Genomic DNA, 17,128 nt, shown 5'->3' on the forward strand with positions numbered 1-17,128 from the left:
CGGACAGAGCGTCGTAGAGTGCACCGTGCCCTCGGGTGAACACCCCGGTCAGTGACAAGCCCGGCAGCGAAACCACTGGCCCGGAGCTACACAGCACCGCGTCGGTCAGCTCGAACAGCGCATCCGAGCGGGCGGTCAGGCACTGATGGAATCCGGCCCGGAAGTCCCGCAGCGCCCCGGCTCCCGCGCCGGTGCCGGGTTCAGGGAGAATAGACAAACGAAGCCCTTGCTGTTGAGATTCTTTGTGTCGCAACAAGAATCATCAAGCAAGGGCTTCGCTCGTATTCAAGCGGGAGTGCCTGACCAGCACCAAAGGTTAAAAATCAAGCCTAGGGGGTGTTCACGAACCCCCCTAGTGCTTGAACGCGAGCCAGCCGCCGTCCACGGGCAGCTCGGCGCCGGTCACGTAGCTCGCCTCCCCGGAGGCGAGGAACGCGACGGCGGCGGCGACCTCGTCGGGCCGCCCGACCCGGCCGGCCAGCGTCTGCTCGCCCGCGAAGACGATCTCCTCCTCCGAGGTGCCCGCCCAGTGCGTGGTCAGGATCGGGCCGGGCGCGACCGCGTTGAACCGCACGTCCGGCGAGTACTCGACCGCCAGCTGCCGGATGAGCGCGCTGAGCCCGCCCTTGGCGGCGGCGTAGGCCGTGTAGCCGTGCAGGGAGCGGTGGGCGTGGACCGAGGTGACCGCCACGACCGAGCCGCGCGCCGCCCGCAGCGGCCCGATGAACGCCTTGACCCCCAGGTACGTCGCCTTCAGCGTGACGTCCTGCGTCAGGTCCCAGTCCGCCTCGGTCAACTCGTGGGGCGCGCCGTTGACGCTCGCGAAGGCGTTGGAGACCAGCACGTCGACGCGGCCGTGCGCGTCGAGCACCGCCGCCGACAGCGACTTCCAGTCGGCCGCGCTGGAGGCGTCGCACCGGTTGAAGACGACGCCTCCGGTCCGCTCGGCGAGTCGGCGCCCCGCCTCCTCGTCCACGTCGGCGATGTGGACGACCGCCCCCTCGCTCGCGAGGCGGACCGCGCAGGCCGCCCCGATACCCTTGGCCCCGCCCGTGACGACGGCGACCCTGCCTTCGAATCGGTTCATCGGCACACCGTATCGCCCTGTCGGGCAAGGCCGTATCCCGCAAAGACCGGTGGCCGGGACCGAAGCCGGAAATAATCCTCCGCCGGATGTCAAAATCGCGTTGGCGGCTCCGACTCGGGGGTGCGAACCGACAAGGAGAACATCATGAAATTCCTACTCATCATGAACGTCAACCCGAAGGTGCTCGACGCCCTGACCGAAGAGGAGCAGGCCATGATCGGCTCCGGCCACGGCGACTTCATGAACGAGATCACCGCCTCCGGCGAGATGATCAGCACGCAGGCGCTCTCCGACCCGTCCGCGAGCGTCACGGTCAAGGCCGCCGACGGCGTCCCGACCGCGACCGACGGCCCGTTCGTGGAGGCCAAGGAGTTCATCGGCGGCTACTACCTCGTCGACGTCGAGAGCAAGGAGCGCGCCGTCGAACTGGCGAAGAAGATCCCCGACGCGACGATCCCCGGGCTCGGGATCGAGGTCCGCCAGATCATGTTCGAGGCCGGGTCGGAGATGTGAGGGGCGTGGAGGACGCGCTGCGCGCAGCCGTGCCGCGCGTCCTCGGCGCGCTGACCCGCCGGTACGGCGACTTCGCGGCCTGCGAGGACGCCGTGCAGGACGCGCTGGTGGAGGCCACCCGGATCTGGCCCGAGGAAGGGCTGCCCGACAACCCGAACGGCTGGCTCTACCGGGTCGCCTCGCGCCGCATGATCGACCGCATCCGCGGCGACGAGGCGCGGCGCCGCCGCGAATCGGTCGCCGCGGCACAGGAGGTGCCCGCCGAGGCGGCCGGGCACGACGACACCCTGACACTCCTGCTCCTGTGCTGCCACCCGGCACTGACTCCGGCGTCGCAGGTCGCGCTGACGCTGCGCGCGGTCGGCGGCCTCACCACCGGCGAGATCGCGCGCGCGTTCCTGGTGCCGGAGGCGACGATGGGCCCGCGCATCAGCCGCGCGAAGGGGAAACTCGTCGGGGCGCGCTTCACCCCTCCACCGGAACACGAACGGCCGCAGCGGATGCGGACCGTGCTGCGCGTGCTGTACCTGATCTTCAACGAGGGCTACACCGCGAGCGCGGGGGAGCGGCTGCAACGCCGCGACCTGGCCTCCGAGGCGATCCGGCTGACCCGGATGCTGCGCGAGGACGTCCCCGGCGACGGCGAGGCGGCCGGCCTGCTGGCGCTGATGCTGCTCACCGAGTCCCGCACGGCCGCAAGGGAATCCTCCGACGGAGCGCTCATCCCGCTGGACGAGCAGGACCGGAGGCTCTGGGACCGCGGACTGATCGCCGAGGGCACCCGGCTCGTGGAGGACGCGATGCTGTCCTCCGAGCTCGGCCCCTACCAGCTCCAGGCCGCGATCGCGGCCCTGCACGTGGAGCGGGACGACGCCGCCGACACCGACTGGGCGCAGATCGCGGTGCTGTACCGCATCCTCAACCGCCTCGATCCCGCCCCGATGGTCACGCTGAACCGCGCCGTCGCCGTCGGCATGAGCGAAGGCCCGCGCGCGGGCCTGGACCTGTTGCGGGAGTTGGAGACCACCCTAAACCGCCACCACCGCTTCCACGCGGTGCGCGGATTCCTGCTCGACCGCGCCGGCGACCGCGAGGCCGCGCGCGAGGCCTACCTCCTGGCCGCGCGGACCACCGCGAGCCTTCCCGAGCAGCGCTTCCTGCGCCGCCGCGCCGAAGAAGTCGGCTGACGGGTCAGGCCTCCTCCGTCCAACTCCGGAGCTTGTCCGGGTTGCGCACCGCCCAGATCCGCGTGATCCGGTCGCCCGCGAACGCGAACGCGTACACCGACACGGTGGCGCCGTCCAGCTGGGCGATCAGTCCGGGCTGGCCGTTGACCGTGCGCTCCAGGATCCGCAGGCGCCGGAGCCGGTCCTCGAGACGGACCATGGAGGCCACGATCCGCTCGGCGCCCTCGACCGGGCGGAGCAGGGCGCCGGCGCCGCCCCCGTCGGCGATCGCCGACGCCTCCGGGTCGAGCAGTCCGATGAGGGCGTCGATGTCGTTGCGCTCCCAGGCCCGCTTGAAGTCCCGGACGATCCCGGCGCGCCGCGCGGCGGAGGTCGCGGGCGCCCGGGAGTCGCGCACGCGGCGGCGGGCCGAGGACGCGAGCTGGCGGCAGGCCGCGGGCGTGCGGCCGACGATCGCGGCCACGTCGTTGAACGGGTACCGGAAGACGTCGTGCAGGACGAACGCGACGCGTTCGGCCGGGGTCATCGACTCGAGCACGACGAGGAACGCCATGTGGACCGACTCGTCGAGCGTGACCCGGTCGGCCGGGTCGACCTCCGGCCGGCCCGCCGCCCGGTCGGGCAGCGGCTCGGGAAGCCATTCGCCCACATAGGTCTCCCGCCTGGCGCGCGCCGAGGTGAGCTGGTTCAGGCAGATGCGGCCGGCGACCGTGGTCAGCCAGGCGCCGGGGGACCTGATGGCCTCCCGCTCCGGCGGCGTCATGGCGTACCAGCGGGCGTACGCCTCCTGGACGACGTCCTCGGCGTCGGCCAGGGACCCCAGGAGCCGGTACGCGACGTTGATCAGCTGCCCCCGCTCGCCCATGATCGCGCTCAGGCCCGCATCCGGCTCCGACCCGGCCCCGCTCTCTTCGCTTCGGTCCATACCCCTCCGACGCCGCAGCGCACCGAATTGTGAGGCCGGCCTGACATTCGGCGGGGCCGCGTTGTCGTACCGCCGAGGCGAACCCGCCTCGACGACTTCACGAGGAGACCGCGATGCAGACCCCGACGACCGAGACGACAGGCCCAGCGACCGGGGCGGCACCGCGCAGCGGCCGACCGCGCACCGTCGCCTACTGGGCCGTGACGCTCGTCATGGCCTACGAACTGGCCTCCGGATCGGTGTGGAACCTGATCCCGATCGAATGGATCGAGGCCCAGCTGCGGCACCTCGGATACCCGCACCACTTCGCCTACCTCATCGGCGTGTGGCAGGTCGGCGCGGTCGCCGTCGTCGTCGCGCCCCGGCTCGCGCTCGTCAAGGAGTGGGCGTACGCGGGCTGCTTCTTCCTGTGGTCGGGCGCCGTGGTCGCGCACCTGGTCGCCGGCGACGGCGTCAGGTCGTGGGGCGTGCCCCTGGTCTTCGTTCTCGTCGGCGTCGCGTCCTGGGCGCTCAGGCCCGCCGACCGCAGGCTCCCCGAGACCCGGCTGCGCCACCGCGAGACCCGAACCGGCGATTGGGAGGCCCGGCCCCGGGCCTGGGCCGTCCCGATCGGGATCCTCGCCGCCCTGTACGCCGTCTCGTTCCTCACCCTGCCCGCGATGGACGACCTCACGCGCGAGTGGGCCGTCGAGAACGGCTGGACCGAGGAGTAGCGCCCGTCAGCCGGCGGGCCTGCTCCGGGCCGGATTGGCCGTGAGCAGGCTCGTCACGGCGGCCGCCGCCGTGAAGGCGGCGCCCGTGAGCGCGATGCCCTGAGCGCCGCCGTGCGCGAGGGTGAGCCCGCCGAGGGAGGAGCCGAGGGCGATGCCGATGTTGAACGCCACCGAGCCGGCCGCCGACGCGGTGTCGGTGCTGCCCGGCGCGAACTCCATGATGCGGTTCTGGAGCGAGGGGCTGAACCCGCCCATCGCGAGTCCGGTGAGGACGATGGCGCCGCCCGCGACCCAGGGGCTGGTCCCCAAGGCCCACATGACGGCCAGGACGGCCGTGAGCAGTACCAGCGGGAGCGTGACGGCGAGGCGCTGATCGCGGTCGGAGAGAATGCCGCCCGCGGCGATGCCGCCGAAGTCGGCCACGCCCCGCATCAGCAGCAGCGGCCCGAGCATCGCGGCCGACATCCCGGCGACCGTGGTGATGAACGCCGACGTGTACGTGTACACCGCGAAGAACCCGGCGACCGCGAGCACGGTCGTGAGCAGCACCAGCGCGAACCGGCGCGCGTCCGGCGTCGTACCGCGCCCGGCGTGCTCGTTGCGCGTCGGCTTGGACGGCAGCGCCGCGAACAGGGTCCCGAGCGCGACCAGGCCCATGGCCGCGATCGCCAGGAGCGCCGCCTGCCAGCCGACCCGCTGCCCCAGCCAGGTCACGCCGGGGACGCCGAGCATGGGGCCGATCGAACCGCCCGTGTAGACCACGGCCATGACCCGGCCGCGGATGCGCACCGGGAACATCCCGGCCGCGACCGGCCCGACGACGCCCCAGAACACGGCCTGGCTCAGCGCGGTCGCGATGCGGGCCGCGAACAGCATCTCGTACGCGGACGCGGCGGCCGAGCTCGCGGTCGCGACCACCATGACGGCCATGAGCGCCAGCAGGAGCGGGCGCCGCGGGACGCGTCCGGCCAGTTTCACCAGCGGCAGCGTCGTCACCGCGACGGTGACGCTGTACGCGGTGACCAGCAGGCCCACCTGCGCCTGCGAGACGTCCAGGTCGTCGGCGATCTCGCCGAGGAGCCCGACCGGGGCGGTCTCCACGGTCACGTAGCAGAAGGCCGCCACGGCGAGCGCGACGAGCGCCGCCAGCGAGCGGCGGTCGAGATCGGACGGTGTCGTCGCGGTCGGTCCGGACATGGGGCGATACCTCGTTCGCGGGGGGCTGCGCGAGCAGCGCAGGCGGGCAGGGGAGAACCGGGGCCCGACCGTGAGGCGACGGCGAGGACCGTCGGAAATCGTACAGCAGAGCGAAGACGCCCCCGACGCGAAGTCGAGGGCGCCTCCGATACCGGGCCCCTAGCCCCCAGCCTCTAGCCCCGAGCGGTGAGCGCCCGGTCCAGGTCCGCGGTCAGGTCTTCGAGCGCTTCGAGGCCGATGGAGAGCCTGACCAGGCTCTCGGCGGGGCGGGCCTCGGCGGCGACCGGCCGGTGCGTCAGCGCCGCCGGGTGCTGGATCAGCGAGTCCACCCCGCCCAGGGACACCGCGTGCGTGAACAGGCGCACCGCCGACGTGACCCGCGCGGCCTGCTCGAAGCCGCCGCGGAGGTCGATCGAGATCATCGCGCCGGTGCCCTTCATCTGCCTGCCGACGAGCCCCTGCGGATCGCCCGAGATCCCCGGGTAGTACACGCGGGCGACGCTCGGATGGGCCTGCAGCCACGAGGCGAGGCGCTGCGCGCTCGCCTGCTGCGCCCGCACCCGGATCGGCAGCGTCGTCAGTCCCCTGTGGAGCAGGTACGCGCCGAGCGGGTGGAGCAGGCCGCCGGTGACGGCCCGGACCCGGCGCAGCGCGGCCGCGAGCTCGTCGCCGCAGGCGACGACGCCCCCGACGACGTCGCCGTGCCCGCCGAGGTACTTCGTCGCGCTGTGGAGCGCCATCGAGGCGCCCAGGTCGATCGGGTTCTGCAGCACCGGCGTCGCGAAGGTGTTGTCCACCAGCACGGGGACGCCCTGCGCCGCCTCGACGACCGCCCGGACGTCGACCAGCTCGAGCGTCGGGTTCGCGGGCGTCTCCAGCACCACCATCGCCGTGTCCGGCCTGACCGCGGCGGCGACCTCCGACGCGGCGCAGAACGTGGTCTCGGTCCCGAGCAGCCCCGTGGACAGGAGGTGGTCGGTCCCGCCGTAGAGCGGACGGACGGCGAGGAGGTGGCGGCGGCCGGTCCCGCCCGTGGTCGCCAGGATCGCGGCGGTCATGGCCGCCATCCCCGAGGCGAACGCCACCGCCGCCTCCGCGTGCTCCAGCTCGGCCAGCGCCGACTCGAACCGCGCCACGGTCGGGTTCCACAGCCGCGCGTAGACCGACCCGCCCTCGGTCGGGACGCCTCCGGAGGCCATCGCCTCGTAGGAGAGGCCGCCGGACTCGATGCCCGGCAGGGGATTGGTCGAGGACAGGTCGATGGGGAGCGCGTGCACGCCGAGCTCCGCCAGGTCGTCGCGGCCCGCGTGGACGGCGACGGTGTCGAGTTGCAGCCATGGCGAAGTCATGCCCAGACTGTAGGGAGAACCGCAATGATCTGCAATACTCGCTGAAGAACCCATTGCTATTCGCCGATATCAATGGGGATTCATCGATGGGAGTGGTCGTGGCGGACGGGCAGTCGAAGAAAACGCAACCCTCTCCAGTGGCGTTGGACGGCACCGACCTGGCGATCCTCGCCGCGCTCGTCGAGGACGGCCGGATGACCAATGCCGCGCTGGCGGCCCGCGCCGGGGTCGCCGAGTCGACGTGCGCGTATCGCGTGCGCGCCCTGCGCGAGTCCGGTGTGCTCACCGGCATCCGCGCCCGGCTCGATCCGGAGGCCCTCGGCCGGCCTCTGCACGCGATCGTCAAGGTCCGCTTGGGGAGCCACAGCCGCGAGCACGTCCACCACCTCTACGACCGGCTGGTGAACCTGCCGGGGGCCATGTCGGTCTTCCACGTCGGCGGTGACGACGACTTCCTCGTGCACGTGGCCGTCTCGGGCCCGGAGGCGCTGCGGGACTTCATCCTGGAGCACGTCACGGTCCATCCGATGGTGCGCCGGACGGAGACCCAGCTGGTGTTCGAGGTCCGCGAGGGCCGCGGCGTGCTGCCGGACTGAGCCCCGCGAAGGGCCGGGCACCCCCGAAGCCCGGCCCTCGCGGCTCCTACAACCCGTCGAGGTAGGGACGGTGGCTGTTCATGAACTCCCAGCCGTAGTACCGGTCCCAGTTGATCGACCAGGTCATGAGCCCGCGCAGGTCGGGCGAGACCCCGCCGCGCAGCGTGTACCCGCCGCAGTTCGCGCCCGACGTCAGGCAGTCGAGCGCCTGGTGGACCTGGGCGGGCGCGGTGTGGCCGTTGCCGGCGCTCACCGCGGCCGGCAGGCCGAACGCGATCTGGTCCTCGCGCAGGCCCGGGAAGAACTGCCCGGTGTTCGCGACCTGGAATCCCGCCTTGATCATGTCGGTCATGGCGATGTGGAAGTCGGCGCCGCCCATGTTGTGGTACTGGCCGTCCAGGCCCATCACGGGCCCCGAGTTGTAGTCCTGCACATGGAGGACGTCGAGCTGGTCGCGCAGCGCGTGGATCACCGGCAGGTAGGAGCCGGTGCGGTTGTCGCCGCCGCCGGCGCCGCCGTAGAACTGATGGCCGACCTGCACGAAGAACGTCTCGGGGGCCATGGAGAGCACGAAGTCGTCGCCGTACTCGGCCGTGAGCGACCGGAGGGCGGCGATGAGGTTGACGATGACCGGCGTCGTCGGGTTGCGGAAGTTCGTGTCCCCGGCGTTGAAGTACAGGGAGTGGCCCTCGAGGTCGACGTCGAGGCCGTCGAGCCCGTACTCGTCGATGATGGCGCCCACCGAGGAGACGAAGGCGTCGCGCGCGGCGGTCGTGGTCAGCTGGACCTGGCCGTTCTGCCCGCCGATGGACAGCAGGACCTTCTTCCCCTCGGCCTGCTTCCGGTCGATCGCGGCGATGAACTCGGCCTTGGTCTCCACGTTCGGGCACTCCGCGGCCGGGCACAGCGAGAAGCGGATGTCGCCCGACGTCGGCGAGGTCGGCTCCCCGAACGCGAGGTTCACGACGTCCCATTCGGACGGCACGTCGGCCATGCGGATGTAGCCGGACCCATTGGCGAAGCTGCTGTGGAGGTAGCCGATGAGGGCGCGGTCGGCGAGCCCGCTCTCGGGGCACCCGGAGGTCCGGGCGCTCACGGCGGAGGCGGGACTCTCGCCCTCGCCGTTGAAGGCGGCCACGGTGAACGCGTAGGTCGTGCAGGCGGCGAGGCCGCCGACGGTCACCGAGGTCGCGGTGGTCTCGACGTCGGCCGCGCCCGGGCGGCGGACCGTGTAGCCGTCCACGTCGCCCGACGCGGCGTTCCACGAGAGCGTGACGCCGCCGTCGGTGGCCTGGTCGACCCGGGGCGAGCCGGGAGCGCCGGGGACGCCGCCCTCGCCGCCGCCGGGCGGGCCGTCGAGCTCGAGGTCGTCGACCCAGTAGTCGCCCTGGCCGTACCAGCTGTGGAAGTAGACCTCCGCGGTGGTCTGGTTCGCGCCGGTCGTGAACGAGGTGGTCAGCCGCGTATAGGCGCCGGGGGAGCCGGTCCAGGTCTGGCCGTGGCCGGTCGCGCCGATGTAGACGTGCGAGCCGCGCACCCAGGCGCTCAGCGTGTAGGTGCTGGAGGGCTGCACCGATACGGTCAGGGCGCAGCGCCCGGTCGTGGAGGCGCCGCCGGTGGACCGGATCGCGCTCGACCCGGAGTGGACGGGGGAGGCGACGACCTGCGCGGACTCGCAGGTCCACGGCGCGGCCGTCCCGGATTCGAATCCGGGGTTCGCGAGCACGTTCGCGGCCTGGGCCGGAGCGGCGACGAGCAGTCCGGCGAGCACGGCCGTCGCGGCGGCGACGAGGGCGATGATCAGACGGGGTCTTCTCATGGGGTTCTCCCGGGGGGAAGCGTGGGACGGGACGCGGGGACCGACGGCCGCGAAGGCCTACAACTGACAGTAAATCTTCCTATTAATAAATGTCAATGTCCCACGCCCGCGGGCGTCCCCCGACGCCTCAGGCCCCCTTGGCGGCGCGCCACTCCGGAGCCAGCACCGACCAGCCCTCCATGTCGTACCGCACGCCCCGATGGAGGTAGGCCTCCCTGATGACGCCCTCCCTGGTCATCCCGAGCCGCTTCGCCACGGCGATGCTGGCGGTGTTGCCGGTGGCGGCCCACCAGTCGACGCGGTGGATGCCGCGCACCTCGACGGCCCAGTCGATGATGGCCGCGACCCCCCGGGTCACCAGCCCCTTGCCGACCGCCGCGGGCTCCAGCCAGCACCCGGCCTCGGCCGTCTCCATCCGGAAGTCCATGGTGCGGAAGAGGACCCCGCCGACCAGCACCTCGTCGAGCCAGATGCCCCAGATCCGCCCGGTGTCCGAGGCGGCCTTCTCGGCGTACGTCTCCAAGAGCTTTCGGGCCGCCTCCGCATCGGCGACCACGTCGGCGATGGAGACGTACCGCCCGATGAACTCCCGCCCGCGGTCCATGTGGGCCGCGAACTCCTCGGCCATCGACGGCACGAGGGGCCGCAGCTCCGCGCCCTCGCCCAGGGAAGCCTTGAACATGTGCCCTCCATCTGTGACCGCGGACCAAGACCGCGCACCAAAGGATGCCATGCTCTCACATTCCGACCTCCCGGGCCGACCGCCGTTTTCGGCCGTCTCCGGCCCTCAGACCAACGCCTCCTCCCGCGCCGCCTCCGGCTGCGACGCCTCGCCCGTCTTGCGGCGGGAGGCCTGCAGGACCAGGACGACCGACATCACGGCCACGCCGAAGAGGCCGACCGCCCGGAAGCCCGAGACGAACGCGTCCTGGACCTGGCCCAGCAGAACCGGGTCGCTGCGCTCGGCCGCCTCCCGGAAGCCGTCGACCCAGGACCCGCCGTCGGCGCCGAGCGACGACCGGTAGACCACGGTGCCGATGCTGCCGAGCACGACCAGCCCGGTCGCGATCCCGATCTCGTTGGCGGTCTGGACGAACGCCGCCGCCGAACCGGCCCGCTCCTGCGGGGCGCGCGAGATGACGTCGTTCATCAGGAACGGGAACACCGCCCCGATCCCGGCGGTGGCGAGGACGCTCCCGCAGACCATCGCGACGATCCCGGCCCGTCCCGGCGAGACCAGCGCGTACGACGCGAAGCCCGCCGCCATGACCGCCAGGCCGCCGACGACGACGCGCGACGGCGCCACGCGCCGGCCCAGCCACGGGCCGAGATTGGAGGCGACCATCATCGCCGCGGTCGACGGCAGCAGCCACAGCGCCGCCTGCAGCGGCGACAGGCCCTGGGCGTTCTGGAGGTAGAAGGCCCAGAAAATCGAGGTGCCGCCCATGAGCAGCGCGGTCAGGAACAGCACCCACATCACCCGCGCCACGCCCGGCCGCCGCAGCAGCGACAGGTCCACGAGCGGGTCGTCCAGGGTCCGCTGGCGGCGGACGAACACCGCGCCGAGCGCGACCCCCGCGACGGCCGCGGCCGGGACCTGCCACGACCAGCCGCCGCCGACGGCCAGCTTGAGCGCGGCGACGAGCAGCAGGATCGCTACCAGGCAGAGCGCGGCGCTCGCCAGGTCCAGGCGACCGGCGTGCGGGGCCCGGAACTCCGGCAGCAGGCGAGGGGCCGTGAAGAGGACCAGCACCATGATCGGCACGCCGAGCAGGAAGACCGAACCCCACCACCAGTGCGCCATCATGAGGCCGCCGACCAGCGGGGCGGCGGCCATGCCGGTGAGGAAGCAGGTCATGTACGCGCCCATCGCGGCGATGCTCCGCTTCGGATCGAGGAAGATGCGGCCGATGAGGGCCATCGAGGCGGGCATGATGGCGGCGCCGGCGACGCCCATGACCGCGCGGGTCGCGATGACCATCCACGGTTCGACGGCGAACGCGGCGAGGGCCGAGGCGACCGCGAACACCGCCGAGCAGATGACGATGAGCCTGCGGCGCCCGATCCGGTCGCCGACCGCGCCCATCGTGATCATCGTGCCGCCGACCATGAACCCGTAGATGTCGTTCATCCACAGCAGTTCGGCCGTCGAGGGGTGCAGGTCGGCGGCCATCTCGGGCAGGGCGACGCTGAGCACGCTGATGTCGATCGCGATGAGCATCGCCGGCAGGGCCAGCAGTGCCAGCGCCAGGCGCGGATTCGGGGCGCGAACGGCGCCGGTCTCGGTGGTGGTCATCGGAGCGTCTCCTGGTTCGGGGGCGCCTCGGGCGGCGCCGTCGCCCTTGAGACGAGACCGGTGCGTGGAATTTGCGGTTCCGGCGGAGAAAGATCTCGATCAGTGGCGGCCCGCTCCGGGGCGGCCCCCTCGCACGCCGATGGCGGTCCGCCCTCGAAAGGGCGGACCGCCATCGGTCTGCGGTGATCGCAAGCGCCTCCGCCGTTCGGTTCCGGGAGGCGCCTCCGATCGCGCGCTAAGCCGCCGAACTCGAATGGGGCGAGGCTCGGCAGGTAGAAGCGTGCGTCAGAACGCCGCGTCGATCGTCGGCGCGGCGAACGCCGTGAGCGCGAAGGCGGCGGCGAGGAGCGCGAGCCCCACGCCGCGGGTGCGGCGGCTCGCGACGGGCAGTGCCGCGACGACCAGCAGGATGATCGCGATCAGGTAGAACACGGCTTGGAAAGTGGCCATGATGGACTCCAAATGTGGGCGGTGAGCCGGTGGACAGTCCGCTCCCGCAGATGCGGCGCGAAACGCCGGCCTCCCTTGATGATAGGACCAAAATGGATCGAAAACCATCCATGTCTCTTGGTTTAATCCGCAGCTCAGTGGATATGGAGCAATCGCAAGTGGCCCGCGCGACGGCAGGGGCGGCCGAGTCTGGGCATCCCTTGCGGACTCCGGGGCCCGGCCGGCGGCCCGGACCGCCGCTCGAAATCCGATGATTCCTATCGGATCAATTGACTTGAAGGCCCGCCGGTCCTACGCTGGTGCCGGGCCGCCGCTCACGCCGCGGCGCCTCCGCACCTACGCAGAGAGCGAGACGCCATGGACTCGTACCGCTCCCCGGGCCGCGAGGTCCTGAGCCTCGGACGCCCCGCCGCGGCGCCCGCCCGCGCGGTCCCCGATCCCGGACTCCTCGACCTCCCCGGCGGCCCCTTCCTCATGGGCGCCGACGACGGCCTCGGCAGACCGAAGGACGCCGAAGGGCCGGTCCGACGCATCGAGCTGTCGCCGTTCAGGATCGCGGCCACGACCGTCACCGTCGCGCAGTTCGCCGCCTTCATCGGGGCCACCGGCCACGAGACCGAGGCCGAGGCCTTCGGCTTCTCCTTCGTGTTCGACGGCTTTCTCAACCCCGCCCTCGCCGAGTACTCGCCGCGCGTGCCCACCGCGCCGTGGTGGCGCGCGGTCGAGGGCGCCACCTGGCGGGCCCCCGAAGGTCCCGGATCCGATGTGGACGGCCTCGCCGAGCATCCCGTCACCCACGTCTCCTGGAACGACGCGCTGGCCTACTGCGCCTGGTCGGGCACCCGCCTGCCCACCGAGGCCGAATGGGAGTACGCCGCCCGCGGCGGCGTCGAGCAGGCGGTCTACCCCTGGGGCGACGAGTTCGAGCCCGACGGCGAGTTCCGCGCCAACATCTGGCGCGGCGACTTCCCCTGGGGCAACACCGCATCGGACGGCCACCGGTCGACCGCCCCCGTGCAGTCGTTCGCCCCCAACGGCTTCGGCCTGTACAACACGGTCGGCAACGTCTGGGAGTGGACCGCCGACTGGTTCGGCCGCGACCACGGCCCCGCCGCCGCCGACCCGACCGGGCCCGAGGAGGGCCATGCCAAGGTCATGCGCGGCGGCTCGCACATGAGCCACGACTCGTACTGCAACCGCTACCGCGTCGCGGCCCGCTCCGCGAGCGCGCCGGACAGTTCGAGCGGCAGCATCGGCTTCCGCGTCGCGGCCGACGCGTCCTTACCGGACGATTCGGCGAGCCCGGGAGGGACCGGCGCTACTCCCGAGACCTTCACGTCGGCCGCCGCGAGGCCTCCGCGTCCTCGGGCTCGGCGCCGCTCGCCGCGAGGCTGCCCAGCAGCGCGAGGCGCTCGGCGCCGGGCGTGTCCGGCGCGGCCGTGTAGGCGGTCATCCGCAGCTCGGGGCTGGCGGGCAGGTCCATCGTCTCGTAGGCCAGTTCGAGCTCGCCGACCTCGGGGTGGTGGAGGCGCTTGACGCCGGTGCGGTGGAACCGGACGTCGTGCGAGGCCCAGCGGACGCGGAACGCGTCGGAACGGGTGACGAGCTCCCCGATGAGGTCGTGGAGGCCCTTGTCGTGGGGGTGCTGGCCCGCGATCGAGCGCAGGGAGGCCACGTTCTGGTCCGCGATCGACTCCCAGTCGGGCCAAAAGCTCCGGGCGGTCGGGTCGAGGTACAGGAACCGGGCGGTGTTGCCCCGGCCCGCGGGACTGCCCAGGACGGGGGCGTACAGCGCCCGTCCGAGCGCGTTGGCGGCGACGATGTCCCCGCGGCGGTTCTGCACCGTCACCGCCGCACCGGTGACGGCGTCGATGAACCGCTGCAGACCCGGCCGGATCGAGGCGTCCGCGGGCTTCTCGCGGCGCCGGCGCGAACCGGGCCCGGCAGCGGCGGCGAGATCGTGCAGGTAGGCGGTCTCGGCCTCGTCCAACTGCAATGCCCGAGCGAGGGCGTCGAGGACCTCGGGAGAGACCCCGCGCAGGTCGCCGCGCTCCATCCGCACGTAGTAGTCGACGCTCACACCGGCGAGGAACGCGACCTCCTCGCGGCGCAGCCCGGGCACGCGCCGCCGCGGCGATCCGAAGACCCCCGCCTTGTCCGGGGTCATGCGGTCCCGCCGGGACTTGAGAAAATCCGCCGCGTCCTGCCGTCGATCCATGCGTCCACCGTACGTCCGCCGACGCCCGCGAAGGAGGTACTGGCATTACCGGGCACGCCGACGCGCGCATCCCGGCCTTCTGCTCCTCCCGACCCGCGAGCGATGCCGCACGGACGAAGCGGGCGAAACGGCGGCGCGGATCGGCCAGTCTCCCACTCGGCCGCGGAACGGTTGGCGCCCAACCAGTGACGCGGTGCCCGCCGGGGCTTCACAGGGACCGGCGGCGGTGCGAGACTGGACCGGTTCGCGGTCGACGGTTCGATGAGGAGGCGCCGTGCGCTGGGTCCGGATCGGCATCGTCGGAGCGTTCCTGCTCGCCGCAGGGTCCGCCGGCCTGGCCGGGTTTCTGGCCTCCCCCGACCCCGATCCCGGCGCGCCGGCCTCGGCGCCGCCGGACCTGAGCGCCACCGCCGAGATCAGGCGCTCGTTCATGGAGCCGGGCATCGTGGCGATCGCGGTGACCAACCACGGCGACGCGCCGGTGCGCGTCCTCGGGGTCGAACTGGTCACGGACTCGTTCGCGCCCTTGGGGGAGCAGGAGTTCGACGCCGAGGTGCCCCCGAGCGTGAACCCCCGGGACCTCATGACCGCGTACGGGTCGGCCCAGTGCCCCGACGGGGCCGCGTCGACCGCGGCCCCCGCGACCGCCGTGCTCCGGGTCGAGACCGAAGACGGCGCCGCACACGTCGTCACGGCGGCGCTGCCCCACCCGAACGGGACCCTCGACCGGCTCGTGAAGGAGGCCTGCGCGGCGCAGGTGATCGCGGCCGCCGCCGCGATCGAGCTGGGGCCGATGGCCCAGGCCGAGAACGGCACCCTCACCGCGGACCTGACCCTGCGGTCCCTGACCGGCGCCGAACTGGCCGTGACCGACGTGCGCGGCAGCGTGCTCTTCGCGCTGACCGCCGGCGGGCGGGAGCCCGCCCCGGACGGGGGAGCGGTGGTCGCGATCGGCTTCGAAGCCGTCCGCTGCGACGGCCACGCCATCGGGGACGTGAAGCAGCCGTTCGGCTTCACCGCATGGATCGCGATCGACGGCGCCGAGCCGGTGGCGACGCCGATCCCGGTGCCCGACGAGCAGCGCGACGACCTGTGGGCGATGCTCGACGCCGCCTGCGGCAACCTCGACTGAGACCCGGGGGCCGAGGCGGGAGGTAACACCAGTACCTCCCTCGATTGCGCGATTCGCTTGGCGCCGGCGCCCGCCCTGGCCCATCATGGGCGGGTCGGCCGCGCGGACCGGCGCGAGGAGAAGGGCGCGAGCATGGAGTTCATCGAATCCCAGCCGACCGGCAAGGCCCCGGCCGAGTGGTTCACCGGCGACGTCTGGTGGGACGTCATCCACGCCGGGACCGAACCGTCCCGCATGAGGGCCAACTGGGTCCGGTTCTCGCCCGGCGCGCGCACGAACTGGCACTCCCACGCCGTCGGCCAGACCCTCCACATCGTCTCCGGCGTCGCCCTCGTCGGCACCCGCGACGGCACCGTCCTGGAGGCGCACCCCGGCGAGACCGTGTGGACGCCCCCGGGCGAGGAGCACTGGCACGGCGCCGCCTCCGACCGGTTCATGGTCCACCTCGCCATGTGGGAGACCGCCGGCGACGGCCGCCCCGACGCCGACTGGCTCGACCCGGTCGCCGACGAGGCCTACGACCGCCCCCGCGCCCGCCAGAACTGACCCCGCCACCACCTGAAAGGAACCGCCATCATGGCATCGCGCGAACTCGGCGACGGCCTCCACGTCTCCCCGATCGGCTTCGGCTGCATGGGCATGAGCCAGAGCTACGGCCCCTCCACCGGCACCAGGGCCGACCACGTCGACCTCATCCGCTCCGCCGTCGACCAAGGCGTCACCTTCTTCGACACCGCCGAGGTCTACGGCCCCTACGTCAACGAGGAACTCGTCGGCGAAGCCCTCCGACCCGTGCGCGACCGGGTCGTCATCGCCACCAAGTTCGGCTTCGACATCAAACCCGAAGGCGGCTGGAGGGGCACCGACAGCCGCCCCGAGCACCTCCGCGAGGCCGTCGAAGGCTCCCTGCGCCGCCTCGGCACCGACCGCATCGACCTCTACTACCAGCACCGCGTCGACCCCGACGTCCCCATCGAGGACGTCGCCGGAGCGGTCAAAGACCTCATCGCCCAGGGCAAAGTGCTGCACTTCGGCCTCTCCGAGGCCTCGGCCGCCACGATCCGCCGCGCCCACGCCGTGCAGCCCGTCGCCGCCCTCCAGAGCGAGTACTCGCTGTGGTGGCGCCGCCCCGAGGACGAGATCATCCCGCTCCTGGAAGCACTCGGCATCGGCCTGGTGCCCTTCAGCCCGCTCGGCAAGGGCTTCCTGACCGGCGCCATCACCGCCGACACCATCTTCACCGAAGGCGACATCCGCGGCACCATCCCCCGGTTCGAAGCCGAAGCGCGCGAAGCGAACCAGGCCCTGGTCGACCTCCTCGCCGGCATCGCCGAAGGCAAGGGCGCGACCACCGCCCAGATCGCCCTCGCCTGGCTCCTCGCCCAGCGGCCCTGGATCGTCCCCATCCCCGGCACCCGCAGGCCCGAACGCCTCGCCGAGAACCTCGGCGCCGCCCGCGTCGAACTCACCGCCGGCGACCTCCTCGACATCGAGCAGGCCGCCTCGCGGGTCCGGATCCAGGGCGCCCGCTACCCCGAAGCGCTCGAGAAGATGACCGACCTGTAGCGACTGTCCGCAGCCGCGGACATCGCCTACAGTGTTTGTTACTGACCAGTATCCGCTCGTCGCCTCCGGCGGAGCGGCGC

16 protein-coding genes and 2 pseudogenes are annotated in these 17,128 nt (G+C 72.4%); 8 read left to right on the forward strand and 10 right to left on the reverse strand.

Features of this window, described 5'->3' with window-relative positions:
• Positions 1 to 217 (reverse strand): annotated as a pseudogene (locus BLQ63_RS28720) (NF041680 family putative transposase); the annotation flags it as partial.
• Between the two features lie 135 nt (positions 218 to 352).
• Positions 353 to 1,087: an SDR family NAD(P)-dependent oxidoreductase gene (locus BLQ63_RS00010; protein ID WP_091027116.1), complete on the reverse strand. Its 735-nt coding sequence runs from the start codon at positions 1,085 to 1,087 to the stop codon at positions 353 to 355.
• Between the two features lie 144 nt (positions 1,088 to 1,231).
• Between BLQ63_RS00010 and BLQ63_RS28725 the strand changes: the two genes are divergently transcribed.
• Together BLQ63_RS28725 and BLQ63_RS00020 are read left to right on the forward strand one after the other, a co-directional pair.
• Positions 1,232 to 1,600 (forward strand): YciI family protein, encoded by a 369-nt coding sequence (locus tag BLQ63_RS28725; protein ID WP_091028472.1) that lies wholly within the window; start codon positions 1,232 to 1,234, stop codon positions 1,598 to 1,600.
• Positions 1,601 to 1,605: 5 nt separating this feature from the next.
• Complete coding sequence (locus BLQ63_RS00020) at positions 1,606 to 2,787, forward strand: RNA polymerase sigma factor (RefSeq protein ID WP_245680806.1); 1,182 nt, start codon at positions 1,606 to 1,608, stop codon at positions 2,785 to 2,787.
• Between the two features lie 4 nt (positions 2,788 to 2,791).
• On the opposite strand, the gene sigJ is transcribed toward BLQ63_RS00020, so the two are convergent.
• Positions 2,792 to 3,712 (reverse strand): RNA polymerase sigma factor SigJ, encoded by a 921-nt coding sequence (gene sigJ / locus BLQ63_RS00025; RefSeq protein WP_091027118.1) that lies wholly within the window; start codon positions 3,710 to 3,712, stop codon positions 2,792 to 2,794.
• 113 nt (positions 3,713 to 3,825) lie between these two features.
• Here sigJ and BLQ63_RS00030 point away from each other — a divergent pair, with 113 nt between their 5' ends.
• On the forward strand, positions 3,826 to 4,425 hold the full coding sequence (locus BLQ63_RS00030) for a DoxX family protein (RefSeq protein WP_091027119.1): 600 nt from the start codon (positions 3,826 to 3,828) through the stop codon (positions 4,423 to 4,425).
• A 6-nt stretch (positions 4,426 to 4,431) separates the two neighbouring features.
• Here BLQ63_RS00030 and BLQ63_RS00035 read toward each other — a convergent pair whose 3' ends face one another.
• Together BLQ63_RS00035 and BLQ63_RS00040 are read right to left on the reverse strand one after the other, a co-directional pair.
• Entirely contained in the window at positions 4,432 to 5,622 is a 1,191-nt protein-coding gene (locus tag BLQ63_RS00035) for an MFS transporter (protein ID WP_091027120.1), read from the reverse strand.
• Between the two features lie 173 nt (positions 5,623 to 5,795).
• Positions 5,796 to 6,971, reverse strand: coding sequence for a trans-sulfuration enzyme family protein (locus BLQ63_RS00040; protein ID WP_091027121.1), 1,176 nt, complete (start codon positions 6,969 to 6,971; stop codon positions 5,796 to 5,798).
• Positions 6,972 to 7,057: 86 nt separating this feature from the next.
• On the opposite strand from BLQ63_RS00040, the gene BLQ63_RS00045 reads away from it, so the two are divergent.
• Positions 7,058 to 7,567 (forward strand): Lrp/AsnC family transcriptional regulator, encoded by a 510-nt coding sequence (locus tag BLQ63_RS00045; protein ID WP_091027122.1) that lies wholly within the window; start codon positions 7,058 to 7,060, stop codon positions 7,565 to 7,567.
• A gap of 46 nt (positions 7,568 to 7,613) precedes the next feature.
• Here BLQ63_RS00045 and BLQ63_RS00050 read toward each other — a convergent pair whose 3' ends face one another.
• The 4 genes from BLQ63_RS00050 to BLQ63_RS28145 form a co-directional block, all read right to left on the reverse strand.
• Positions 7,614 to 9,386, reverse strand: a complete 1,773-nt coding sequence (locus tag BLQ63_RS00050) for a chitinase (RefSeq protein WP_091027123.1) — start codon at positions 9,384 to 9,386, stop codon at positions 7,614 to 7,616.
• A 127-nt stretch (positions 9,387 to 9,513) separates the two neighbouring features.
• Positions 9,514 to 10,068: a GNAT family N-acetyltransferase gene (locus BLQ63_RS00055; RefSeq protein WP_091027124.1), complete on the reverse strand. Its 555-nt coding sequence runs from the start codon at positions 10,066 to 10,068 to the stop codon at positions 9,514 to 9,516.
• Between the two features lie 105 nt (positions 10,069 to 10,173).
• Complete coding sequence (locus BLQ63_RS00060) at positions 10,174 to 11,682, reverse strand: MFS transporter (RefSeq protein WP_091027125.1); 1,509 nt, start codon at positions 11,680 to 11,682, stop codon at positions 10,174 to 10,176.
• 285 nt (positions 11,683 to 11,967) lie between these two features.
• A complete protein-coding gene (locus tag BLQ63_RS28145; protein WP_177154715.1) occupies positions 11,968 to 12,132 on the reverse strand; it encodes a hypothetical protein in 165 nt (54 codons plus the stop codon).
• 357 nt (positions 12,133 to 12,489) lie between these two features.
• On the opposite strand from BLQ63_RS28145, the pseudogene BLQ63_RS28980 reads away from it, so the two are divergent.
• Positions 12,490 to 13,410 (forward strand): annotated as a pseudogene (locus tag BLQ63_RS28980) (formylglycine-generating enzyme family protein); the annotation flags it as partial.
• Between the two features lie 55 nt (positions 13,411 to 13,465).
• Here the strand turns inward: BLQ63_RS28980 and BLQ63_RS00070 are convergent.
• A complete protein-coding gene (locus tag BLQ63_RS00070; protein ID WP_091027126.1) occupies positions 13,466 to 14,350 on the reverse strand; it encodes a helix-turn-helix domain-containing protein in 885 nt (294 codons plus the stop codon).
• 274 nt (positions 14,351 to 14,624) lie between these two features.
• Between BLQ63_RS00070 and BLQ63_RS00075 the strand changes: the two genes are divergently transcribed.
• The 3 genes from BLQ63_RS00075 to BLQ63_RS00085 all read left to right on the forward strand — a co-directional run bounded on the left by BLQ63_RS00075 (position 14,625) and on the right by BLQ63_RS00085 (position 17,048).
• The gene (locus BLQ63_RS00075; protein WP_091027127.1) at positions 14,625 to 15,482 is read left to right on the forward strand and encodes a hypothetical protein; all 858 of its coding nucleotides are present in this window, start codon (positions 14,625 to 14,627) and stop codon (positions 15,480 to 15,482) included.
• Between the two features lie 132 nt (positions 15,483 to 15,614).
• Positions 15,615 to 16,028 (forward strand): (R)-mandelonitrile lyase, encoded by a 414-nt coding sequence (locus tag BLQ63_RS00080; protein ID WP_091027128.1) that lies wholly within the window; start codon positions 15,615 to 15,617, stop codon positions 16,026 to 16,028.
• A 30-nt stretch (positions 16,029 to 16,058) separates the two neighbouring features.
• Positions 16,059 to 17,048 carry an aldo/keto reductase gene (locus BLQ63_RS00085; RefSeq protein ID WP_091027129.1) on the forward strand — a complete coding sequence of 330 codons (990 nt, stop codon included), beginning with the start codon at positions 16,059 to 16,061 and terminating at the stop codon, positions 17,046 to 17,048.
• Positions 17,049 to 17,128 lie beyond the last annotated feature (80 nt).

The sequence above is a fragment of the Glycomyces harbinensis genome, from assembly GCF_900101745.1.
Classification (GTDB): Bacteria; Actinomycetota; Actinomycetes; order Mycobacteriales; family Micromonosporaceae; genus Glycomyces; species Glycomyces harbinensis.